This window comes from Microvirga flocculans ATCC BAA-817 (assembly GCF_000518665.1).
Classification (GTDB): domain Bacteria; phylum Pseudomonadota; class Alphaproteobacteria; order Rhizobiales; family Beijerinckiaceae; genus Microvirga; species Microvirga flocculans.
The window spans coordinates 165,795-187,535 of record NZ_JAEA01000012.1 but is presented as its reverse complement, the minus strand read 5'-3'; the positions used below and the strand labels follow the sequence as shown (position 1 = coordinate 187,535).

At 65.9% G+C, this 21,741-nt stretch carries 20 protein-coding genes; 4 read left to right on the top strand and 16 right to left on the bottom strand.

Annotation, left to right across the window (positions count from 1 at the left end):
• On the top strand, nt 1-324 hold a 324-nt coding region (locus L879_RS0115105; protein WP_027316848.1), incomplete at its 5' end, for a transposase.
• 17 nt (nt 325-341) lie between these two features.
• Here L879_RS0115105 and L879_RS0115100 read toward each other — a convergent pair.
• From L879_RS0115100 to L879_RS0115090, 3 genes are read right to left on the bottom strand one after another with little or no spacing between them, the layout of a single operon-like run.
• A complete protein-coding gene (locus tag L879_RS0115100; RefSeq protein ID WP_245265240.1) occupies nt 342-1,085 on the bottom strand; it encodes an ABC transporter permease in 744 nt (247 codons plus the stop codon).
• A 30-nt stretch (nt 1,086-1,115) separates the two neighbouring features.
• Nucleotides 1,116-1,907, bottom strand: a complete 792-nt coding sequence (locus tag L879_RS0115095; RefSeq protein ID WP_027316846.1) for an ABC transporter ATP-binding protein — start codon at nt 1,905-1,907, stop codon at nt 1,116-1,118.
• A 59-nt stretch (nt 1,908-1,966) separates the two neighbouring features.
• A complete protein-coding gene (locus tag L879_RS0115090) occupies nt 1,967-3,004 on the bottom strand; it encodes an ABC transporter substrate-binding protein (protein WP_051435338.1) in 1,038 nt (345 codons plus the stop codon).
• A 258-nt stretch (nt 3,005-3,262) separates the two neighbouring features.
• Between L879_RS0115090 and L879_RS0115085 the strand changes: the two genes are divergently transcribed.
• Entirely contained in the window at nt 3,263-4,300 is a 1,038-nt protein-coding gene (locus L879_RS0115085) for a TerC family protein (protein ID WP_438268113.1), read from the top strand.
• Between the two features lie 38 nt (nt 4,301-4,338).
• Here L879_RS0115085 and L879_RS0115080 read toward each other — a convergent pair whose 3' ends face one another.
• Entirely contained in the window at nt 4,339-4,800 is a 462-nt protein-coding gene (locus L879_RS0115080; protein ID WP_027316843.1) for an Lrp/AsnC ligand binding domain-containing protein, read from the bottom strand.
• A gap of 114 nt (nt 4,801-4,914) precedes the next feature.
• Here L879_RS0115080 and putA point away from each other — a divergent pair, with 114 nt between their 5' ends.
• Nucleotides 4,915-8,013 (top strand): bifunctional proline dehydrogenase/L-glutamate gamma-semialdehyde dehydrogenase PutA, encoded by a 3,099-nt coding sequence (gene putA / locus L879_RS0115075; protein ID WP_027316842.1) that lies wholly within the window; start codon nt 4,915-4,917, stop codon nt 8,011-8,013.
• A gap of 396 nt (nt 8,014-8,409) precedes the next feature.
• Here putA and L879_RS0115070 read toward each other — a convergent pair whose 3' ends face one another.
• From L879_RS0115070 to L879_RS0115030, 9 genes are all read right to left on the bottom strand, one after another.
• Complete coding sequence (locus L879_RS0115070; protein WP_027316841.1) at nt 8,410-8,925, bottom strand: 2'-5' RNA ligase family protein; 516 nt, start codon at nt 8,923-8,925, stop codon at nt 8,410-8,412.
• Nucleotides 8,926-8,962: 37 nt separating this feature from the next.
• Nucleotides 8,963-9,364, bottom strand: coding sequence for a F0F1 ATP synthase subunit epsilon (locus L879_RS0115065; protein ID WP_027316840.1), 402 nt, complete (start codon nt 9,362-9,364; stop codon nt 8,963-8,965).
• 1 nt (nt 9,365) lies between these two features.
• A complete protein-coding gene (locus tag L879_RS0115060) occupies nt 9,366-9,815 on the bottom strand; it encodes a hypothetical protein (RefSeq protein WP_161634672.1) in 450 nt (149 codons plus the stop codon).
• A 2-nt stretch (nt 9,816-9,817) separates the two neighbouring features.
• Complete coding sequence (gene atpD / locus L879_RS0115055; protein ID WP_027316838.1) at nt 9,818-11,272, bottom strand: F0F1 ATP synthase subunit beta; 1,455 nt, start codon at nt 11,270-11,272, stop codon at nt 9,818-9,820.
• Between the two features lie 21 nt (nt 11,273-11,293).
• Nucleotides 11,294-12,166: a F0F1 ATP synthase subunit gamma gene (locus tag L879_RS0115050; RefSeq protein WP_027316837.1), complete on the bottom strand. Its 873-nt coding sequence runs from the start codon at nt 12,164-12,166 to the stop codon at nt 11,294-11,296.
• Between the two features lie 37 nt (nt 12,167-12,203).
• Nucleotides 12,204-13,733 (bottom strand): F0F1 ATP synthase subunit alpha, encoded by a 1,530-nt coding sequence (atpA, locus tag L879_RS0115045; RefSeq protein WP_027316836.1) that lies wholly within the window; start codon nt 13,731-13,733, stop codon nt 12,204-12,206.
• Complete coding sequence (locus L879_RS0115040) at nt 13,733-14,305, bottom strand: F0F1 ATP synthase subunit delta (protein WP_027316835.1); 573 nt, start codon at nt 14,303-14,305, stop codon at nt 13,733-13,735. Before L879_RS0115040 ends, atpA begins: the two co-directional genes overlap by 1 nt.
• Before the next feature lie 206 nt (nt 14,306-14,511).
• Nucleotides 14,512-15,072 carry a histidine phosphatase family protein gene (locus L879_RS0115035; protein ID WP_027316834.1) on the bottom strand — a complete coding sequence of 187 codons (561 nt, stop codon included), beginning with the start codon at nt 15,070-15,072 and terminating at the stop codon, nt 14,512-14,514.
• Between the two features lie 31 nt (nt 15,073-15,103).
• Nucleotides 15,104-17,266, bottom strand: a complete 2,163-nt coding sequence (locus tag L879_RS0115030; protein WP_027316833.1) for a primosomal protein N' — start codon at nt 17,264-17,266, stop codon at nt 15,104-15,106.
• Nucleotides 17,267-17,313: 47 nt separating this feature from the next.
• Here L879_RS0115030 and L879_RS0115025 point away from each other — a divergent pair, with 47 nt between their 5' ends.
• A complete protein-coding gene (locus L879_RS0115025) occupies nt 17,314-18,300 on the top strand; it encodes a tyrosine recombinase XerC (RefSeq protein ID WP_035459730.1) in 987 nt (328 codons plus the stop codon).
• A gap of 50 nt (nt 18,301-18,350) precedes the next feature.
• Here the strand turns inward: L879_RS0115025 and L879_RS0115020 are convergent, their stop codons facing one another.
• From L879_RS0115020 to odhB, 3 genes are all read right to left on the bottom strand, one after another.
• Nucleotides 18,351-18,977 (bottom strand): thymidine kinase, encoded by a 627-nt coding sequence (locus tag L879_RS0115020; RefSeq protein ID WP_027316831.1) that lies wholly within the window; start codon nt 18,975-18,977, stop codon nt 18,351-18,353.
• 9 nt (nt 18,978-18,986) lie between these two features.
• Nucleotides 18,987-20,387 carry a dihydrolipoyl dehydrogenase gene (gene lpdA, locus L879_RS0115015; protein ID WP_027316830.1) on the bottom strand — a complete coding sequence of 467 codons (1,401 nt, stop codon included), beginning with the start codon at nt 20,385-20,387 and terminating at the stop codon, nt 18,987-18,989.
• Nucleotides 20,388-20,501: 114 nt separating this feature from the next.
• Nucleotides 20,502-21,725: a 2-oxoglutarate dehydrogenase complex dihydrolipoyllysine-residue succinyltransferase gene (gene odhB, locus L879_RS0115010; RefSeq protein ID WP_027316829.1), complete on the bottom strand. Its 1,224-nt coding sequence runs from the start codon at nt 21,723-21,725 to the stop codon at nt 20,502-20,504.
• Between the last annotated feature and the right edge of the window lie 16 nt (nt 21,726-21,741).

Here is a 21,741-nt window from a genome sequence, read left to right as displayed (position 1 = left end):
ATCTTCGAGACCTATGTGGAGACCCAGCTGGCTCCGACCCTGTCGCACGGCGACGTCGTGATCCTCGACAATCTTCCGGCACACAAGAGTGCGAAAGCCGAGATGGCCGTCCGGGCCCGTGGCGCGTGGCTCCTGTTTCTGCCGCCCTACAGTCCGGACTTGAATCCGATTGAGCAGGTCTTCTCGCAGATCAAAGCGCACTTGCGCAAAGCCGAAGCCCGAACCATCGAGGCACTCTGGCGCGCCATCGGCGACATCTGCGATCTCGTGAAGCCTGAGGCGTGCCGCAACTACTTTACCGCCGCCGGATATGGATTCGTTTGAATGACCGCCGCTCTAGATCAGGCGACCATCTGCGAGCGCTGCGCCCATCCGGTCACGGAGTGCTCCACGGAGGCCGTGAGCGCATACATGGCGACGCCGAGGACCGCGAGCACCAAGAGGGCGGCCCAGACGAGAGGCACCTCGAAAGCGGCGGAGGCGCGGGTCAGCAGATTGCCGATGCCCACATTCGACGCGTTCTGCTCGCCGATGACGGAGCCCACATAGGCCAGCGTGATCGCCACTTTCAGGCTTCCGAAGAAATAGGGCATGGCGCGGGGCACGCCCACCTTGAACACGATGTCGCGCTTCGAGGCGCCGAGGGCGCGCAGCACGTCCTCCATCTCGGGCTCCACCGTTGCGATGCCGGTGGCGACGTTCACCACGATGGGAAAGAACGAGATCAGGAACGCCGTCATCACCGGCGGCACCCAGCCGACGCCGAACCAGAACACGAGGATCGGCACCACGGCGACCTTCGGGATCGCGTTGAAGCCCACGAGCAGCGGATAGGTGCCCGCATTGATGAGGCGCGATGAACCCAGAACCATCCCGAGCAGGAGGCCGAAACCGACCGCGAGGCTGAAACCCGACAGCGTCATCCAGAGGGTGTGCATGGCGTGGAATGTGAGCTGGCTGCGGTATTCCCACACGGCCTGGAGGATCGTGGAGGGCGCGGGCAGAATGAAGCTCGAAATGTTCAGGACGAGGCAGAGGATCTCCCACAGGATGAAGAAGCCGAGGGTGAAGATGAAGGGGGCCATGACAAGCTGGTTCCTGGTCTTCATGTCGCCTCACACCGCCTGGCGCGCCTGCGCGATATGCCCGCGCAACTCGTGGACGAGCGCCGCGAATTCGGGCGTGTAGGTGATGTCGAGATCGCGCGGTCGCGGGAACCCCACTTCTCGCTCGGCGACGATGCGCCCGGGGCGCGCGCTCATGCAGAAGATGCGGTCGGCGAGGAACGCCGCCTCGCGCAGGTCGTGCGTGACGAGAACGATCGTGACCTTCTGCGCCGCATGCAGGTCGCGCATCACGCACCACAATTCCTCGCGGGTGAAACTGTCGAGGGCGCCGAAGGGCTCGTCGAGCATGAGGAGCTTGGGCTCGTGGATGAGCGCGCGGCACAGGGAGACGCGCTGCTGCATGCCACCGGAAAGCTGCCAGGGAAACCTGTGCCCCTGGCCCTTCAACCCCACCTGAGCGAGCAGGCCTTCGGCCTTGGCCACGTACTCCGCCTTGTGCCGGCGCAGCCGCGAGCGATGAGGTTCGACGATTTCGAGGGGCAGGAGAATGTTGTCGAGGGTAGTGCGCCAGGGCAGCATGGTCGGGTTCTGGAAGGCCATGCCCGCGAGCTTCACAGGGGCTGCGACCTTCCTGCCGCCGACGATGACCTTTCCCTCGACGGGAAACTGCAATCCGGTGGCGAGCTTCATGAGGGTGGACTTGCCGCAGCCGGAGGGCCCGACGATGGCGGCGAACTCGCCCTCGTTCACCTTCAGGGTCAGGCTCCTGACGGCCGGGAGGCTGTCCTCGGCCCGGGCATAAACGTGAGTCACGTCGTGAAGTTCGACGAAGGGTTCCATGCCATAAAGCGCCATGAGCAAGAAAAAACCCGACTGCATCGACAGCCGGGCTCGAAGGATCAGTTCACCTTCCGCTGGTCGGCGGCGGGGAGGAACTCCTCCGTGAACACCGCCTCAACCTCGGGCTTGGCCTTGTAGGTGAAGGTCAGCCCGATCTGGTCGAGCGCCCTGGCGAAGCGGGCCTTGTCGATGCCGCCGAAGCCGTTCTCCTTGACCCAGGGCGTGATCATGTTCTGCTCCAGCACCATCCTGAGACGTTCGAGCTCCACGTCCTTCTTCGCCACGTCATTGCGCTTGATCACCGCATCGACCGCGCTCGACGGGTCCTTCACCGCATCCTGCACACCTTTCATGAGGGCCCGCAGGAAACCCTTCACGGCCTCCGGCTTCTCCTGCGCGAATTTCTGCGAGACCAGGATCGTGTTGCCGTAAAGCTCCACCCCGTAATCGCTCATGGGCAGGACGACGATATCGTCCGCCGGAACGCCGCGGGACTTGAGGTTGATGTAGGAGGACATGGCGAAGCCGAAGACCGCATCGACCTCGCCCTGCGCCAGCATGGGCTCGCGCACGGGGAAGCCCACGTTCTCGAACTTCATGCTCGAATCGTCGATCTTGTTGACGGCCTTGAAGATCGGCCATTGCGCATAGGCCCCGTCGGCGGCGGGCGCGCCGAACTTCTTGCCCTGGAGGCTCGCCACATCCTTGCCGATGCCCCGGCTCTTGCGGCCGATGATGGCGAAGGGCGGGCGGTCATAGATCACCATCACGGCCTTGATGTCGGCGCCGGGATTTTCATCCCGGAAGCGCACGAGGGAGTTCACGTCGCCGAAGCCCATGTCGTAGGTGCCCGAGGCCACCCGGGAAATAGGCTCGCGGGACCCTGCGGCCGGGTCGATCGTGACATCGAGCCCCTCGGCCTTGAAGTAGCCCTTGTCGAGCGCCACCGCGAAGGGCGCAGCCGGACCTTCCCAGCGCCAGTCCAGGGAGAACCGCACCGGGGTCTGCGCCTGGGCGGCGGCGGCGCCGAGGAGCACGGCCGCGCCCGCCAGCATTCCCTTGAGCCACCGCGCCTTTGTCGAACGATCCGCGAACATCGCCGTTACCTCTGATTCTTATCGTCTCAAGCCTCGTGGCGCCGTTTTCGGCCACCTGCCCTGTTCTTAGACCATGCAAGCAGATCGGTGCGGGGGGTCAAGTCTCTTGCCTCGGCATTCCTGCCGCCCGAACCGGCATCTGACGAAAAGGTGAGCAGAAGATTCCGGATCCGCGCCCCCTTGACGGCTGGGCGCCCCCTCCCCACCTCTGGTTTCGTCGGTGACCGGGCCCCTCTGGCGGACGAGAAAGCGTCCGTGATGTCGGAACCGACGTCGGTTCAACCAACGGGTTCGGTCATCATGTTCGAGATCCTGCTCATCAGCTGGCTCGGCAAGCCCCTGTGGATGTGGCTTGCCTTCCTCCTCATCGTCGTCGCTCTCCTCGTCCTCGATCTCGGCGTGCTTCATCGCAAGCACCGGGAGATCGGCGTGCGCGAGAGCCTTTTCATGAGCGCCTTCTACATTGCGCTCGGCCTCGCCTTCGGCGGCTTCGTCTGGTGGTATCTGGGACCTGAGCCCGGCATGAACTACCTGACGGGCTTTGCCGTCGAGAAGGCCCTGGCGATGGACAACGTGTTCGTCATCGCCATGATCTTCGGCTTCTTTGCCGTACCGCGCCTCTATCAGCACCGGGTGCTGTTCTGGGGCATTCTCGGCGTCATCGTGCTGCGCGCGATCATGATCGGCTTCGGCGCTGCCGTGATCTCCCAGTTCTCCTGGGTTCTCTATCTCTTCGCCGTGTTCCTGATCGCCACGGGCGTGAAGATGCTCGTCTTCTCCGACAAGGAGTACGACATCGCCAAGAACCCGGTGATCGGCCTCATGCGCCGTCACTTCAACGTCACCGACGAGCATCACGGCGAGCGCTTCTTCGTGAAGAAGGAGCACCCGAAGACCGGGAAGCCCGTGTGGTTCATGACCCCGCTCTTCATGGCGCTGGTGCTCGTGGAAATCGCCGACGTGATCTTCGCGGTGGACTCGGTGCCCGCGATCTTCGCCATCACGACGGATCCGTTCATCGTCTACACGTCGAACATCTTCGCCATTCTCGGCCTGCGCGCGCTCTACTTCGCGCTTGCCGCCATGGTGCACCGCTTCCACTACCTGAAATATGCGCTGGCCTTCGTGCTGATCTTCATCGGCTCCAAGATCTTCGCGGCCGACATGCTGGACCTTGCCAAGATTCCGCCGGCCATCTCTCTGGCCGTAACCTTCGGCATCCTGGCGACTGGCGTCCTCTGGAGCCTCTGGAAGACGCGGGGCGAAGAGCCCGAGGCGAAACAGGTGACCGGCTGATGACTGAGCGGGAGGGCCTCAAAGCCCTCCCGTCTCCGTTAAACCGGAAGCATCCCGTCGCTCTTCACTTCCTCCATCACCGCATAGGTGCGGGTCTCCTTCACGCCCGGAAGGGCGAGGAGGATCTCGCCCAGAAAGTGCCGGTAGGCCGCCATGTCGGCGACGCGGGTCTTGACCAGGTAATCGAAGCCGCCCGCCACCATGTGGCACTCCAGGACCTCGGGCGCGCGCCTCACGGCGGCGGCGAATTTCTCGAAGACGTCCGGCGTGGTCTTGTCGAGGGACACCTCCACGAAGACCAGAAGCTCGAGGCCGAGCCGGTGCGGATCGAGCCGGGCGCCGTAGCCTGCGATATAGCCGTCCCGCTGCAGGCGCTTCACCCGCTCGCCGGTGGAGGTCGGCGACAGCCCGACCTTCTCGGCCAGGTCCACATTGGCGATGCGGCCATCGGCCTGGAGGTGCTTGAGGATCTTGCGATCGATCCGGTCCAAATCCGACATTTTCATGGCTCCAGATAGTATTTCCCGTTCTTCCTACGGCAAATCGGCTGATTTTGCCATCGAAGCACGGCTTTCCCCCGCCTATATTCCGGGAAACATCCAGAGGAAACGACGATGAGCCCTGCCCCCGGCACCGCCCTGCCCTTCAACCCTCCCTTTGCGGAAGACGACGAGGCCATCGCGGCCCGGCTTCTTGCCGGTTCCCGGCTCCCGCCGGAACGTGAGGCCCGTGTGGATGAACAGGCCACCCGCCTGATCGAGGCGATCCGCGCCAAGGGCGGGGGCCTGGGCGGCGTCGAGGAGATGCTGCGGGAATACGCCCTGTCCACCAAGGAGGGCCTCGCCCTTATGGTCCTGGCCGAGGCCCTGCTGCGCGTGCCGGATGCCGCCACGGCGGACAAGCTCATCGAGGACAAGCTCGGCAGCGCCGATTTCGCGAGCCATGAGGCGAAGTCCGACGCCTTTCTCGTCTCTGCCTCGGCCTGGGCGCTCGGTATCACCGCGCGCGTCATCCAGCCCGGCGAGACGCCCGAAGGGATTCTCGGCCAGCTGACGAAGCGTCTCGGCCTTCCCGCCGTGCGCGCGGCCACCCGCCAGGCCATGCGCGTGATGGGCAACCACTTCGTTCTCGGCCAGACGATCGAGGAGGCCTTGAAGCGCGCCACCTCCTCCAAGGGCCGCGTGTACCGCTATTCCTTCGACATGCTGGGCGAAGGCGCCCGCACGGCCGACGATGCGCGCCGCTATTTTGAATCCTATTCCTCCGCCATCGACGCCATCGGACGCTCGGCGGGCAACGAGCCCCTGCCGAACCGTCCCGGCATTTCGGTGAAACTCTCGGCACTCCATCCGCGCTACGAGGCCACGAGCCGCGAGCGCGTGATGCGCGAACTCGTGCCCCTCGTGATCGCCCTGGCGCAAAAAGCGAAATCCTACGATCTCAACTTCACCGTCGACGCGGAAGAGGCCGACCGGCTCGAACTCTCCCTCGAGGTGATCGAAGCCGTGATCGCCGATCCGTCTCTCGCCGGTTGGAAAGGCTTCGGTCTCGCGATCCAGGCCTATCAGAAGCGCGCCGGTTCTGTGATCGACGCCATCGCGGCGATGGCCGAGAAGTACGACCGCCAGATGATGGTGCGCCTCGTGAAGGGCGCCTATTGGGACACGGAGGTGAAGCGCGCGCAGGAGCGCGGGCTCGACGATTATCCGGTCTTCACCCGCAAGGCGATGACGGACCTGCACTACATGGCCTGCGCCGAGAAGATGCTTTCCCTTCGCCCGCGCATCTATCCGCAATTCGCCACCCACAACGCGCTCACCGTCGCCTCGATCATCGAGCGCGCGGGCGGCACGGAGGGCTACGAGTTCCAGCGCCTGCACGGCATGGGCGAGGCGCTCTATGCGCGTCTGCTCGAGGACAAGCCCGGCCTCGCCTGCCGCGCCTATGCGCCGGTGGGCGGCCACCGCGATCTGCTGGCCTATCTCGTGCGCCGCCTCCTGGAAAACGGCGCGAATTCCTCCTTCGTCTCCGTGGCGGCGGACCCGGACGTGCCCGTGCGCGATCTCCTGAAGCGTCCCGCCGACATCATCGTCTCCGCCGACAAGGCGCGCCATCCCAGGCTTCCGCTGCCGCGCCGTCTATACGGCCCCGACCGCGACAATTCGAAGGGCGTCGAGTTCGGGCATCGCGCCTCCCTCGAAGCCCTGCTCGCCGAGATCGCGAGGGGTGCGCAGCAGAGCTTCAAGGCCGAGCCGCTGATCGACGGCAAGGCCGCCTCGGGCATGCCGCGTCCTGTGATCAGCCCCATCGACGGCAGCACGCAGGCGGGCCAGGTGACGGAAGCGTCCCCGGAGGTCGCGGACCGCGCCATGGCCGCTGCGCGCATGGGCTTTGCACGCTGGAGCCGGACGGATGCAGACGCGCGCGCCAAGGCGCTTCTGCGCGCCGCCGATCTTCTCGAGGAGCGGCGCGGGGCGCTTTTGCACCTGCTGCAGGTGGAAGCCGGCAAGACCCTCGACGATGCGCTCTCCGAAGTGCGCGAGGCCGTCGACTTCCTGCGCTATTACGCCGTTCAGGGCCGCTCTCTCTTCGGGGCGGGCGAGGCGATGCCGGGGCCGACCGGGGAGAGCAACGTGCTGAGCCTACGCGGACGCGGGGTCTTCGTGGCGATCTCGCCGTGGAATTTCCCGCTCGCCATCTTCCTCGGCCAGGTGAGCGCCGCGCTGATGGCGGGCAACGCCGTGGTCGCGAAGCCCGCCGAGCAGACGCCGCTGATCGCGGATCTCGCCGTGCGCATCCTTCACGAAGCGGGAGTGCCGAAGACGACGTTGCATCTCGTGCCCGGCGACGGGCGCATCGGCGCGCGCCTCGTCGAGCAAAGGGACGTGGCGGGCGTGGTATTCACGGGTTCGACGGAAGTGGCGCGGATCATCAACCGCACGCTCGCGAACAAGGATGCGGCCATCGTGCCGCTGATCGCGGAGACGGGCGGCATCAACGCGATGATCGTCGATGCGACCGCCCTGCCCGAGCAGGTCGCGGACGACGTGGTGACCTCGGCCTTCCGCTCCGCGGGTCAGCGCTGCTCGGCGCTTCGGCTCCTCTGCGTGCAGGAGGATGTGGCCGACCGCATGATCGAGATGATCGCGGGCAATGCGCGCGAGCTGAAGATCGGCGACCCGCGCGACGTCTCGACCCATGTCGGGCCGGTGATCGACCGCGAGGCGAAGGACAAGCTGGATGCGCATATCGCCGCGACGGCGCGCTCCGCGAAGGTGCATTATGCGGGGCAAGCGCCTGCTGCGGGCACCTATGTGGCTCCACACATCTTCGAACTCGGCAAGCCACAGGATCTCGCGCAGGAGGTCTTCGGCCCCGTGCTGCACGTGGTGCGCTACAGGGCGGATCGTCTTGCGGAGGTGATCCAGGCCATCGAGGGCACGGGCTACGGCCTGACCCTGGGCGTGCATTCGCGCATCGACGCCACGGTGGAGCGCGTGGTCGAGGCGCTGTCGGTGGGCAACGTCTATGTGAACCGCAACATGATCGGCGCGGTGGTCGGCGTGCAGCCCTTCGGCGGCCACGGCCTTTCCGGCACGGGCCCGAAGGCGGGCGGCCCGCACTACCTCCTGCGCTTCGCCACCGAGCAGACGGTGACGATCAACACCGCGGCCGCAGGCGGCAATGCCAACCTGATCGCGATGGGGGAATGAGGGCCAAGCACTCTCATCCTTCCCAACACCGATATGACATCATCACCGGCCTCGTGCCGGTGATTTCGTTTTAAACCTTCCTCAGACCCATCCTGAGAGGCTGGCTCATAAAGCGCGGGCGACGCTCCTCCCCGCGAGCGCCGGGCTTGCCTGAGACTTGTCTTCGTCAGGTGCAACGCGGGCTCTCCTCCCCCTTGTGGGGAGGAGGTGGAGGTGGGGTGTGAGCGATAGCCTATAAAGGTCTGGCGACGGCACCCCCACCCTGTCCCTCCCCACAAGGGGGAGGCAAAGAAATGCCATGCCTTTACGGGCCAGACTCTCAGGATGAGGGCAGGATGAGGACCGTTCGTTGGATGCGACACCAGCCGGAAACCTTCTCACATGACTGAGAACGGTTCATTCTGGCATGAATGGAAAGCTCTGCGCCTTCTCCCACGGTCCGCCGCGATACCACCATAGATCCAGACCGATCCCGCTGACCTGGAACGGTTGAAAGCCGTCGCTCAGCTCTTCCAGGAGCGCCCTCGCCGCGCTCGGATCGACCTTGTTCTGGATCGTCACATGAGGCCGGTGCCTCTGCCGGTCCTGGGGCGTGAGCCAGGGATGCCATTGCCGGAAGAGATCGCCGCGCAAGGCATCGAGCTCGGGCGAGCACAGCGCATAGGCTACGCCCCGCCCCAGGGAGCGCAAACCCGAAACCGCCAGAGAGAAGGCGCCTTGTTCCGACATGCGATCTTCGAGATCGCGCGCGATGGCGGTCAGGTTTTCGCCCGGCAGGTGATGGAACAGCGTGAGATGCGCCGGAATGAAATTCCGCTCGGGCGGAAAGTAGCGCTGCCGCTGCGCCTCGAAGAAGGCGAAGGAGCGCTCGTCGAACCGGAGCGTGAGAATGAGCGGTGCAGCCGGGTCCATGCCAAAAAAAACCCGGCGCGGGGCCGGGTGTTTCGATTCAGTAGTTGAGCGCCGCCTTGGCTTCGCGCAGCTGGGCGAGAGTCGCCTCCGCCGCGTGCTTGGCGGCCGGGTCCGTGGTGGAATCCCACAGCATCTCGGCCTGGAGGATTTCCTTATCCAGAACCTCCTGCGTCAGCTCCTCGGCAGGAAGAGCGCGCTCGGCCAGAACCGTCAGTCCGTTCTGGTTGATGTCGGCAAAGCCGCCGCGCACCAGAACCCGCTTCCCGTTGCCCGATCCGTTCCCAATGATGAGGAACCCGGTCTTGAGCGTCGTCATCATGGGCGCGTGGCCGGGAAGAACCGTCATGTCGCCTTCGCTGGCGGGCAGGACGACGGCATCGACCGCATCTGAGAAGAGCACACGCTCGGGAGAGACGAGTTCGAAATTGAAGGTAGCCATTTCAAGCCCCCCTGCTCGCTGGCGAGATTGTCAGGATGACATCATCGCGTGTGTTTTCCGGTGTGATAATGATGCTCTTCTGTAGCAAATCCGCCAGCCACTGCAAAAAGGTGTTTAATCGCTCAAACACCTCATGGCTCTTGATGTCTCTAGGGTCGAAGTCGAGTTCGATCTCGTCCTCTCCGAAGAAATGGCAGTTCAGCCGAAGAGCATCTTTATCGATGCTCAGGAGAGCCGGTCCTTCTTTGCTCCGTGCCTCTAAGAATGTCAGAGGCAAAGGCTGAAGCTCGCCCTCCCAGGTATAGGAGTAGGTCCATTCTGAGTGGGAGAGCGCTTCGAGAAAAAGCTTCCAATCTTTAGGACCTGTATCGAGAACATAGACATCTCGAAGACTGCCGTCGCAGTAGAGAATCTGCTCAGAGATCTCCTGCCACGACGGCATAACTTTCAAGCTCAGGCAGCTTCGGCCGCGAGGCGCTGGGCCTTCTCGACGGCTTCCTCGATGGTGCCGACCATGTAGAAGGCAGCCTCGGGGAGGTGATCGTAGTCGCCGTTCACGAGACCCTTGAAGCCCTTGATGGTGTCTTCAAGCGCGACGAGCTTGCCGGGCGAGCCGGTGAACACTTCCGCCACGTGGAACGGCTGGCTGAGGAAGCGCTCGATCTTGCGGGCGCGGGCGACGGTGAGCTTGTCCTCTTCGGAGAGCTCGTCCATGCCCAGGATCGCGATGATGTCCTGGAGCGCCTTGTAGCGCTGCAGCACCTGCTGGACCTGACGGGCGACATTGTAGTGCTCCTCGCCGACGATGGCGGCGGAGAGCATGCGCGAGGTCGAGTCGAGCGGGTCCACGGCCGGGTAGATGCCCTTCTCGGCGATCGAGCGCGACAACACGGTCGTGGCGTCGAGGTGGGCGAAGGACGTGGCCGGGGCCGGGTCGGTCAGGTCGTCGGCGGGCACGTAGATGGCCTGCACCGAGGTGATCGAGCCCTTGGTGGTGGTGGTGATGCGCTCCTGCAGGGCGCCCATGTCGGTGGCGAGCGTCGGCTGATAGCCCACGGCCGAGGGGATGCGGCCGAGAAGCGCCGACACCTCGGAGCCCGCCTGGGTGAAGCGGAAGATGTTGTCCACGAAGAACAGCACGTCCTGGCCCTGGTCGCGGAAGTGCTCGGCGACGGTGAGGCCGGTGAGCGCGACGCGGGCGCGGGCGCCCGGGGGCTCGTTCATCTGGCCGTACACGAGGGCGCACTTGGAACCGGCGGCCGAGCCGTTGTTCTCGGCCGGGTTCACGTTCACGCGGGACTCGATCATCTCGTGATAGAGGTCGTTGCCCTCGCGGGTGCGCTCGCCGACGCCGGCGAACACGGAATAGCCGCCGTGCGCCTTCGCGACGTTGTTGATGAGCTCCATGATCAGCACGGTCTTGCCGACGCCCGCGCCGCCGAAGAGGCCGATCTTGCCGCCCTTGGCGTAGGGGGCGAGGAGGTCGACGACCTTGATGCCCGTGACGAGAATCTGGCCCTCGGTGGACTGCTCGGCGTAAGAAGGAGCCGGCTGGTGGATGGCGCGCTGGGCTTCGCCGGTGATGGGGCCGGCTTCGTCCACGGGCTCGCCGATGACGTTCATGATGCGGCCGAGCGTGGCGGCGCCGACCGGCACCGAGATCGGAGCGCCCGTATCGGTGACTTCCTGGCCGCGCACCAGACCCTCGGAGGTGTCCATGGCGATGCAGCGCACGGTGTTCTCGCCGAGCTGCTGAGCCACCTCGAGCACCAGGCGGTTGCCCTGGTTGGTGGTCTCGAGAGCGTTGAGGATCTCCGGCAGGTGGCCGTCGAACTGCACGTCGACGACGGCGCCGATGACCTGCGTGATGTGACCGGCCTTCTTGCCGGCAGTAGCGGTTTTAGCCATGTGAGGCTCCTCTCGGATTCGTCAGAGCGCCTCGGCGCCCGAAATGATTTCGATCAGTTCCTTGGTGATCATCGCCTGACGCGACCTGTTGTAGGTCATCGTCTGCTTCTTGATCATCTCGCCCGCGTTGCGGGTCGCATTGTCCATGGCGCTCATGCGGGCGCCCTGTTCGGATGCGGCATTCTCCAGAAGCGCGCGGAAGATCTGCACGGTGAGGTTCCGTGGCAGAAGCGTCGCCAGGATCTCGCCTTCCTCGGGCTCGTACTCGTAGACCGCTTCCGACGGGGTGCCGGCGGCCTCGATCTGGGCCGGGATGATCTGCTGCGCCGTCGGGATCTGCGCGATCACCGAGCGGAAGCGCGAATAGAACAGGGTCGCAACGTCGAACTCGCCCGCCTCGAAGCGGCCGAGAATCTTCTGAGCGATCATGTCCGCCTGTTCGAAGCCGATCTGACGCACCGCCCGCAGGTCGACGAACTCGATGATCTGCTCGGCGAACTGGCGACGAAGGATGTCGTAGCCCTTCTTGCCGACGCAGATGATCTTGACCGTCTTGCCCTCGGCGAGAAGCCGGTTGGCGTGCTCGCGGGTCAGGCGCGCGATCGAGGAGTTGAACGCGCCGCACAGGCCGCGCTCGGCGGTGCAGACGATCAGGAGATGGATCCGATCCGCGCCGGTTCCGGCGAGCAGGCGCGGCGTCTCAGGCCCGACGGTGATGCCGGACGCGAGATTGCCGAGCACCGTCGCCATGCGCTCCGCGTAAGGACGCGCGGCCTCCGCCGCGGTCTGCGCGCGGCGCAGCTTCGCGGCGGCCACCATCTGCATGGCCTTGGTGATCTTCTGCGTCGCCTTGACCGAGGCGATGCGGTTTCGAAGGTCTTTCAAGCTCGGCATCGAGCGGCCCTACCCTCTCCGGAGTTCCGGCTGGACGTTACGAGAACGACTTGGCGAAGGTCTGGACAACGTCCTTGAGCTTCGCCTCGGTGTCGCTCGACAGGTCCTTGGAAGCGCGGATCGCCTCAAGGATATCGGCGTGCTTGCCGCGCAGGGTGGCCAGCAGGCCATCCTCGAAGGCGCGCACGCGGTTGAGCGGCAGGCTGTCGAGATAGCCGTTCACGCCGGCATAGATCACGGCGACCTGCTCTTCCATCTTCAGCGGCGAGAACTGCGGCTGCTTCAGGAGTTCGGTCAGGCGCGAGCCGCGGTTCAGCAGGCGCTGCGTGGTGGCGTCGAGGTCGGAGCCGAACTGGGCGAAGGCCGCCATTTCGCGGTACTGCGCCAGCTCGCCCTTGATCTTGCCCGCGACCTTCTTCATCGCCTTCGTCTGGGCCGAGGAGCCCACGCGCGACACGGAGAGGCCGACGTTCACCGCCGGGCGGATGCCCTGGTAGAACAGATCCGTCTCGAGGAAGATCTGGCCGTCGGTGATGGAGATCACGTTGGTCGGGATGTAGGCCGACACGTCGTTCGCCTGCGTCTCGATGACCGGCAGAGCGGTGAGCGAGCCCGCGCCGTTGGCGTCGTTGAGCTTCGCAGCGCGCTCCAGGAGGCGGGAGTGCAGGTAGAACACGTCGCCCGGATAAGCCTCGCGGCCCGGCGGGCGGCGCAGCAGCAGCGACATCTGGCGGTAGGCGACGGCCTGCTTGGACAGGTCGTCGTACACGATCACGGCATGCATGCCGTTGTCGCGGAAGAACTCGCCCATGGCGCAGCCGGCGAAGGGCGCCAGGAACTGCATGGGGGCCGGATCGGACGCGGTCGCGGCGACGACGATGGAGTATTCCAGCGCGCCGTTGTCCTCGAGAGCCTTCACGAACTGGGCGACGGTGGAGCGCTTCTGGCCGACGGCGACGTAGACGCAGTACAGCTTCTGCGACTCGTCGTTGCCCTGGTTCAGAGGCTTCTGGTTCAGGATCGTGTCGAGGGCGATCGCGGTCTTGCCGGTCTGGCGGTCGCCGATGATCAGCTCGCGCTGGCCGCGGCCGACCGGGATGAGGGCGTCGATGGCCTTGAGGCCCGTCGCCATGGGCTCGTGCACCGACTTGCGCGGAATGATGCCGGGGGCCTTCACGTCCACGCGGCGGCGCTCGGTCGACTGGATCGGGCCCTTGCCGTCGATGGGATTGCCGAGCGCGTCGACGACGCGGCCGAGGAGGCCCTTGCCGACCGGCACGTCCACGATGGCGCCCGTGCGCTTAACGGTCTGGCCTTCGGCGATCTCGCGGTCGGAGCCGAAGATCACGACGCCGACGTTGTCGGTCTCGAGGTTGAGGGCCATGCCGCGCACGCCGCTCTCGAATTCGACCATCTCACCGGCCTGAACCTTGTCGAGGCCATAGCAACGGGCGATACCGTCACCGACGGACAGGACCTGACCGACTTCGGTGACTTCAGCCTCGGTACCGAAGTTCTTGATCTGCTCTTTGAGGATCGCGGAGATCTCAGCGGCTCGAATGTCCATCAGCGGACCTCTTTCATCGCTAGACGAATGGAATTGAGTTTGGTGCGCACCGAAGCGTCCACCATGCGGGAGCCCATCTTCACGATGAGGCCGCCGATGAGGCTCGGGTCGATTTTGACGTCGACGGAGACGTCAGCCTTGGCGACGTCGCGCAGCGCCGCCTTGATTTCGTTCAGCACGGCGTCGGACGGCGCCTCGGCCAGGACCACCTGCGCCCGAACGATGCCCTTCGCGTCGGACACTAGGTTCTGGAAGGCGCGGATCATGTCCGGCAGGGCGAAGAGCCGGCGCTTGGAGGCCACGAGGCGGATGAAATTGCCCGCAAGCCCAGCAATGCCGGCCTTGTCGAGAATCGCACCCACGGCGCGCGACTGCTCGTCAGCCGTGAAAATGGGGTTGGAGATGAGGCGCTGCAGATCCTCGCTGCCGCGGATCAGCTGGTCGAAGCGGTCGAGATCGCCGGCGACGGCGTCCACCGCATTCGCTTCCCGGGCGAGTTCGAACAGCGCCGAAGCATAGCGCAACGCTACGCCCGACAGGAGGGGTCCTTCTTGGGAACCGCTTTGCGCCACGTAACCGTCTCTCTCGTATCGTAACGGGCCTCGGACCGGGAAGCCTGCAAATGGCCCTCGGGAAACCCGTCAGGTGTGGAAATGAGCCCGGGGCGGAAGCCTGCTCCGCCCTCGGCGAGGGTGCACTATCATGGGTTTTTCGCAGGCGCAAGGCGAGCTAGGCCCTGTCTTGCCTGGAAAAACCGGCCGCGGGGCCGAGGGGGAGTCTAAAGTTCCAGGACGGCGACTTCGCAGTTGGCCAGGAACCGGCCCGTGAGCCTGCTGAAGAAGGTGCCGTGGCCCACCACCGCGATCATTCTCTCGGGCCTTGCGGCGAGCCAATCGCGGAAGCGCTCGACTCGCTCCTCGAACACATGGGCGGGCTCGATGATGAAGCCCTTTTCGTTGACCTCACCTTCGTTGTGCCACCAGATCTCCTGCAGGTGCCCGAAGGAGAGATGGGGAAAGTCCCGGGCCAGGTGCGGAACGGCCCGCCCCACGTCGCAACTGCTCTCCAGATGCTCGCGATGGAGGCACTCGACCAGGACCGAGGGCGTGGCCGGGTGATCGCCGAACAGGCCCATGGTGGTCTGGATCGCCCGGGTCAGCGGCGAGGTCACGACCAGTTCATAGGAATACTGGCGCAGCTCGGGCGCCCGCTCGGCCACCTGGCGACGCCCCAATTCCGTCAGGGGCGCATCGAAATGCAGCGGATCCTCGCCGGTCTCGGCGAAATGGGCATTGAAGGTCGATTGGCCGTGGCGGATGCAATGGACTATCTTGGTCATGGTGCCTTGTCTTCGTGGGAACTCTGCTTGATCACAAAAAGCTCTGCGGGTCCACGTCGATGGACACGCGGGTGCTGCCGCGGATCTTCGGGCAGCGGGCCATCCAGCCGCGCAGATAGGCCTGCAGATCGACCTCGCGCTCCGTCTTGACCAGGAGCCGGAAGCGGTAGCGGCCCCGGATCAGGACGAGCGGCGCCTCGGCGGGCCCCAGCACCGTGACGCCGGGCGGAGGCTCGGCCACGAGAGCCATGGCGCGGGCGTGGGCCTCCGCCGCCTCCCGCTCGACGGCCGAGACGATGAGGGAGGCGAGACGCCCGAAGGGAGGCAGGCCCGCCATTTCGCGTACCCGCGTCTCCTCCGCATAGAAGCGCTCCGCATCGCCCGAGACCAGGGCGCCGATGACCGGATGGTCCGGCTGCCAGGTCTGGACCAGGGCCCGGCCGGGCTTTTCGCCGCGCCCGGCGCGGCCGGTGACCTGCTGGAGCATCTGGAAGGTGCGCTCGGCGGCGCGGGGATCGCCCGAGGTGAGGCCGATATCCGCATCGAGCACGCCGACCAGGGTCATGAGCGGGAAATTGTGCCCCTTGGCCACGAGCTGGGTGCCGATGACGATGTCGCACTCCCCCGCCGCGACGGCGGCGAGTTCCGCCCGCAGCCTTTCCGTGCCGCCGGGAAAATCCGAGGAGAGCACGATGCAGCGCTTGTCCGGAAAGAGCTCCGAAGCCTCCTCCGCAATCCGCTCGACGCCGGGGCCGCAGGGCACGAGCGAATCGATGCTGCCGCATTCGACGCAGGCATGAGGAATGCGCTCCACATGGCCGCAATGGTGGCACACGAGGGAACGGCGGAAACGGTGCTCCACCAGCCAGGAGGAGCAGTTCGGGCATTCGTAGCGGTGGGCGCAGGCCCGGCACAGGGTCAGCGGCGCATAGCCGCGCCGGTTGAGGAAGAGCAGCGCCTGCTCGCCCCTCGCCACCGTCTGCTCGACGGCCGTAACGAGGGTCGGCGAGAGCCATCGGCCCTTCGGGATCGCCTCCTTGCGCAGGTCCACGGACCGGATCTGCGGCATGGAGCGGCTGCCGAATCGTTCGGGCAGGCGCACATGGCGGTAGCGCCCGCGCTCCACGTTGACCCGGCTTTCGATGGAGGGCGTGGCGGAGGCCAGCACCACCGGCGCCTGTTCGATTTTGCCCCGCACCACAGCCATGTCGCGGGCGTGGTAGTGAACCCCATCCTCCTGCTTGTAGGCGGTCTCGTGCTCCTCATCGACCACGATGAGGCCGAGATCGGCGTAAGGCAGGAACAGGGCCGAGCGGGCGCCCGCCACCACCTTCACCTCGCCTGAGGCGATGCCCGTGTAAAGCCGCTCGCGCCGGCGGCCGGTGACGCCGGAATGCCAAGTGGCGGGTTTCACGCCGAAGCGGGCCGCGAACCGGTCGAGGAACTGGGCCGTGAGCGCGATTTCCGGCATGAGGATCAAGGCCTGCCGCCCGGCGCGCACGGCCTCGGCGACCGCCTCGAAATAGACTTCCGTCTTGCCGGAGCCCGTGACGCCCTCGAGCAGGATCACCGGAGGGGACTTCTCTCCCATGGCCGCCACCAGCTCCTCGGCCGCCTCGCGCTGCCCGTCCGAAAGGGCCACGTGGCCGAAACCGGGATCGGGCGGCTCGGCCACGGGTTCCGGCAGCAGGGCCACCGTTTCGAGCGTGCCTTCGTCGATCAGGCCGTCGATCACCCCGTTGCTGACGCCCGCCGCATGCGCCAGCTCGCTCTTGAGCCGGACCGTTCCGTCCTGGGCGATCTCGATCGCCTTCTGCCGCGCGGGCGTCATGCGCCTCGGCAAGGCCCCCGCCATCCTCACGCCGACGCGGGCGACTTCCGGCCGGTCCGCATCCGGGATCTTGAGGCTCATGGCGAGGGCCGAGCCCTTGGGGGCCAGGGTGTACCAGGCGACCCAATCCAGGAACTTCCGCATCGTCGGGGAAAGACGCGGCGCATCGATGACGCCGGTCACCTTCTTGAGGTTGCCGCCCTGCCCCTCCCGCAGGGACCAGACGACGCCCGCCACCTCGCGATTGGCGAGCGGCACCTGCACCACGTCCCCCTCCTCGAGGCCGAGGCCGTCCGGCACGGCATAGGAATAGGCCGTGTCCAGCGCCAGCGGAATGAGGACATCGGCGATGCGGCTTGTCATTCGGAGGAGGTTAACCTGTCCCTGTCAATGATACTGCCCTTGCATAAATGGGACTCATGTCAAGCAGCGTCACGCAAAAGACTCTCGATCTCGTCCTTCCCGGCGCCGAGGACACGCGCCGGGAGGCGATGGCGTGGCTTGCCGCGCTCGCCAAGGAACGGCGGCTGTCCCCCAAGACGGTCGAGGCCTATGCGCGCGACCTGCGGCAGTTCCTCGCCTTTCTGACGGGCCATCTCGGCGAGCCGCCCGGCATCAAGGGCGTGCTGGGCCTGAAGCCCATGGATATCCGTGCCTTCCTCGCAGCCCGGCGCATGGATGCGGTGGGAAGCCGCTCGCTGATGCGCCAGCTCGCGGCCCTGCGCTCCTTCGCCCGCCATCTGGAGCGGGAGGGTCACGGCACGGCCTCGGCTTTCGCAGCGATTCGCACGCCGAAGGTGGAGAAGAACCTGCCCCGCCCCCTCTCCGCCTCCTCGGCCGTGGCCGTGACGGACGCGGAAACGCGGGCGGGAGACGACCGCAAGCCCTGGATCCTGGCGCGTGACGCGGCCGTGCTCTCGCTGCTCTACGGGGCGGGCCTGCGCATTTCCGAGGCGCTCGGCCTGCAGCGCCGCGACGCCCCCGTCAACGGTCTCGACACCGTCACCGTGACCGGCAAAGGCGGCAAGATGCGCAGCGTGCCGGTGATTCCGGCCATCCAGCGGGCGGTGGAGGCGTATCTGGCGCTCTGCCCTTATGCGATTCCCCCGGAGGGGCCGCTCTTCGTCGGCGCGCGCGGCGGGCCGCTCTCGCCCCGGATCATCCAGCTCGCCGTGGAGGAGCTGCGCGGAGCCCTGGGCCTGCCCGACAGCGCCACGCCCCATGCCCTGCGCCATTCCTTCGCGACCCACCTGCTGGCCAGGGGCGGCGATCTGCGCGGCATCCAGGAGCTTCTCGGCCATGCCTCGCTCTCGACCACCCAGCTCTACACGAAGGTGGACGCGGCCCGGCTGATGGATGCGTTCAACGCGGCGCATCCGAGAGCAAGAATGCGGTGAGCCCTCCACGTCATGCCGGGCTGCGCACCCGACCCACGCAATGACGCACTCTATTCCGCCGCCACCACGGCCTCGGCCAGCAATTGCCGCGCGGCGGGGCCGATGTCGCCGGACGTCCAATGCGGGCGGCAGACGGAGACGTAGCGGCCCTCGCCGCCGATCTCGATGACGGGACCCGAGCGGACGGCCTCGCCGTTACGGTCGTATTTCAGGATCATCGTGGCCTTGCGGCCGCAATGGCAGAGCTGCTTGATCTCCTGGAAATCCTGGGCCAGGGCCATCATGGCGATGATCGCATCGCTGAACAGGGTGCCGTAGACGTTGTTCTTCAGCCCGTAAGCCATGACGGGCACGTTCAGCTCGTCGACGATCCAGGCGAGCTGGCGGACCTGATCGGCGGTCATGAACTGAACCTCGTCGATCAGGACAACGGTGACGGGCTTCTTCGCGTGCTCGGCCGCCACGATGGCGCCGATGTCGTCGCTCTTCCTCAAGGGGATCGCATCGGCCTCGAGGCCGATGCGCGACTTCACCTTGCCGACGCCGAAACGGTCGTCGATCAGGCTCGTGAACAGCAGCACATGGCCGCCGTTCTCGATGTAGTTGTAACGAACCTGCAGGAGATGCGTGGTCTTTCCTGCATTCATCACCGAGTAGATGAAGTGAAGCTTTGCCATGAATCCATATTACATATGGATGGCGCGCTTCTCCACCGCGAGGGCGGCTTCCTTCACAGCTTCCGCGAGGGTCGGATGCGCATGGCAGGTGCGGGCGATGTCCTCGGAGGACGCGCCGAACTCCATGGCGATCGCCGCCTCATGGATGAGGTTGCCGGCTTCCGGGCCGATGATGTGGACGCCGAGCACCTTGTCGGTTGAGGCATCGGCCAGGATCTTCACGAAGCCGTCCGTGGTGCGGTTCACCTTGGCGCGGCCATTGGCGGTGAAGGGGAACTTGCCGGCATTGTAGGCGATGCCCGCAGCCTTCAGTTCCTCCTCGGTCTTGCCGACGGAGGCGACCTCCGGGAAGGTGTAGACCACGCCGGGGATCACGTCGTAGTTCACGTGGCCCGCCTTGCCGGTGATGATTTCCGCAACGGCAACGCCCTCATCCTCAGCCTTGTGGGCGAGCATGGGGCCCGCGATCACGTCGCCGATGGCGTAGATGCCCGCGACATTGGTGGCGAAATGCGCATCCGTCTGGACGCGGCCGCGATTGTCGAGCTGGACGCCCACCTGGTCGAGGCCGAGGCCCTGGGTGTAGGGCACGCGGCCCACGGCAACCAGCACCACGTCGGCCTCGATGGTCTCAGGATTGCCGCCGGCGGCGGGCTCCACGGTCAGGGTCGCGCCCTTGCCCGTGTTCTTCACGCCGGTCACCTTCGCGCCGAGCTTGAACTGGAAGCCCTGCTTCGTGAGGATGCGCTGGAAGTTCTTGGCGACCTCGCCGTCCATGCCGGGGAGGATGCGGTCGAGATATTCCACCACCGTGACCTCGGAGCCGAGGCGGCGCCACACGGAGCCGAGCTCCAGGCCGATCACGCCCGCGCCGATGACTACAAGGCGCTTCGGAACGCTCTCGAGCTCCAGCGCGCCGGTGGAGGACACCACTACCTTCTCGTCGATCTCGATGCCCGGCAGGCGGGTGACGTCCGAGCCCGTGGCGATGACGATGTTCTTCGTCTCGAGCACCTGCTTGGAGCCGTCTTCCGCCGTCACCTCGACCTTGCCGGGAGCGAGGATGCGGCCGGCACCGTGGAAGGCGTCGATCTTGTTCTTCTTGAGCAGGAACTCGACACCCTTGGTGTTGCCGTCGACGCCTTCCTGCTTGAAGGCCTGCATCTTCTTCAGGTCGAGCTTCGGCGCGCTGATGCCGATGCCGAGATGCTCGAAGTGATCCTTCGCATCCTCGAACATGTGCGAGGCGTGCAGCAGGGCCTTCGAGGGAATGCAGCCCACGTTGAGGCACGTGCCCCCATGGGTCTTGCGCTTTTCGACGACGGCGGTCTTCAGGCCGAGCTGCGCGGCGCGGATGGCGCCCACGTAGCCGCCGGGGCCGGTGCCGATGACGATGAGATCGTAGGACATGGGTTGTCTCCACTGAAAGTCATGCCCGGAGGCGATCCGGGCATCCACGGCTTTGCATCTGTGTCGTGGATGGCCAGGGCGAGCCCGGCCATGACGCCGAAAGGGTGATCGTTCTTAGAGGTCGAGCACGAGACGCGCCGGATCCTCGAGGGCCTCCTTGACGCGCACGAGGAAGGTCACGGCCTCTTTGCCGTCGACGATCCGGTGATCGTAGGAGAGCGCGAGATACATCATCGGGCGGATAACGACCTGGCCGTTGCGGACCACCGGACGGTCCTCGATGCGGTGCATGCCGAGAATGCCCGATTGCGGCGCGTTGAGGATCGGCGTCGACATGAGCGAGCCGTAGATGCCGCCGTTGGTGATGGTGAAGGTGCCGCCCTGCATCTCCTCGATCCCGAGCTTGCCGTCACGGGCGCGGCGGCCGAAATCGGCGATGGTCTTCTCGATGCCGGCAACCGAGAGCAGGTCGGCGTCGCGCACGACCGGAACCACGAGGCCCTTCTCGGTGCCGACCGCGATGCCGATGTGGTAGTAGTTCTTGTAGACGAGATCTGTGCCGTCGATCTCGGCGTTGACCGCCGGAATCTCCTTGAGAGCCTGGATCACCGCCTTGGTGAAGAAGCCCATGAAGCCGAGCTTAGTGCCGTGCTTCTTCTCGAAGATGTCCTTGTACTGGCTGCGCAGGGACATCACGGCGCTCATGTCCACGTCGTTGAACGTGGTGAGCATGGCGGCGGTGTTCTGCGCGTCCTTCAGGCGGCGCGCGATGGTCTGGCGCAGCTTCGTCATCTTCACGCGCTCTTCGCGCTCGGCATCGACCGGAGCGGAGGGCGCGCGCACGGATACCGGAGCGGAGGGCGCGGGAACGGCAGCGCCGCCGGTGGCAATGGCGGCGAGCATGTCGCCCTTCGTCACGCGGCCGTCCTTGCCGGTGCCGGGCACAGCGGCCGGGCTCACGCCGCTCTCGGCCGCAAGGCGGGCGACGGCGGGGCCGTGATCCTTCGCGGCGCCGGGAGCCGCCGGAGCGGGAGCGGCCGGAGCCGGAGCAGCCTTCGGAGCCTCGGCCTTGGGGGCCGCGGCAGAAGCGGCCGCAGCGCCGCCTTCGACGACGGAGCCGAGCACCGCGCCGGGGGTGACCGTCTCGCCGTCCTTGGCGATGATCTCGCCCAGCGTGCCGCTGACGGGAGCATTCACCTCGAGGGTGACCTTGTCGGTCTCGAGCTCGAGCACGGGCTCATCGGCCTTCACCGGATCGCCGGGCTTCTTGAACCAGCGGCCGATGGTGGCTTCGGAGACGGATTCGCCAAGGGTGGGTACGCGGATTTCGGTTGCCATGGTCGTCTTTTAGTCT

Bases quoted from the DNA above. Each gene is read 5' to 3' on its own strand.
- L879_RS0115065 (WP_027316840.1), bottom strand. From the start codon at position 9,364: ATGGCTACCTTCAATTTCGAACTCGTCTCTCCCGAGCGTGTGCTCTTC.
- L879_RS0115085 (WP_438268113.1), top strand. From the start codon at position 3,263: ATGTCGGAACCGACGTCGGTTCAACCAACGGGTTCGGTCATCATGTTC.
- L879_RS0115095 (WP_027316846.1), bottom strand. From the start codon at position 1,907: ATGGAACCCTTCGTCGAACTTCACGACGTGACTCACGTTTATGCCCGG.
- lpdA (WP_027316830.1), bottom strand. From the start codon at position 20,387: ATGTCCTACGATCTCATCGTCATCGGCACCGGCCCCGGCGGCTACGTG.
- atpA (WP_027316836.1), bottom strand. From the start codon at position 13,733: ATGGACATTCGAGCCGCTGAGATCTCCGCGATCCTCAAAGAGCAGATC.
- putA (WP_027316842.1), top strand. From the start codon at position 4,915: ATGAGCCCTGCCCCCGGCACCGCCCTGCCCTTCAACCCTCCCTTTGCG.
- L879_RS0115070 (WP_027316841.1), bottom strand. From the start codon at position 8,925: ATGGACCCGGCTGCACCGCTCATTCTCACGCTCCGGTTCGACGAGCGC.
- L879_RS0115025 (WP_035459730.1), top strand. From the start codon at position 17,314: ATGGGACTCATGTCAAGCAGCGTCACGCAAAAGACTCTCGATCTCGTC.
- L879_RS0115035 (WP_027316834.1), bottom strand. From the start codon at position 15,072: ATGACCAAGATAGTCCATTGCATCCGCCACGGCCAATCGACCTTCAAT.
- L879_RS0115100 (WP_245265240.1), bottom strand. From the start codon at position 1,085: ATGGCCCCCTTCATCTTCACCCTCGGCTTCTTCATCCTGTGGGAGATC.
- L879_RS0115090 (WP_051435338.1), bottom strand. From the start codon at position 3,004: ATGTTCGCGGATCGTTCGACAAAGGCGCGGTGGCTCAAGGGAATGCTG.
- odhB (WP_027316829.1), bottom strand. From the start codon at position 21,725: ATGGCAACCGAAATCCGCGTACCCACCCTTGGCGAATCCGTCTCCGAA.
- L879_RS0115080 (WP_027316843.1), bottom strand. From the start codon at position 4,800: ATGTCGGATTTGGACCGGATCGATCGCAAGATCCTCAAGCACCTCCAG.
- L879_RS0115050 (WP_027316837.1), bottom strand. From the start codon at position 12,166: ATGCCGAGCTTGAAAGACCTTCGAAACCGCATCGCCTCGGTCAAGGCG.
- L879_RS0115020 (WP_027316831.1), bottom strand. From the start codon at position 18,977: ATGGCAAAGCTTCACTTCATCTACTCGGTGATGAATGCAGGAAAGACC.
- atpD (WP_027316838.1), bottom strand. From the start codon at position 11,272: ATGGCTAAAACCGCTACTGCCGGCAAGAAGGCCGGTCACATCACGCAG.
- L879_RS0115030 (WP_027316833.1), bottom strand. From the start codon at position 17,266: ATGACAAGCCGCATCGCCGATGTCCTCATTCCGCTGGCGCTGGACACG.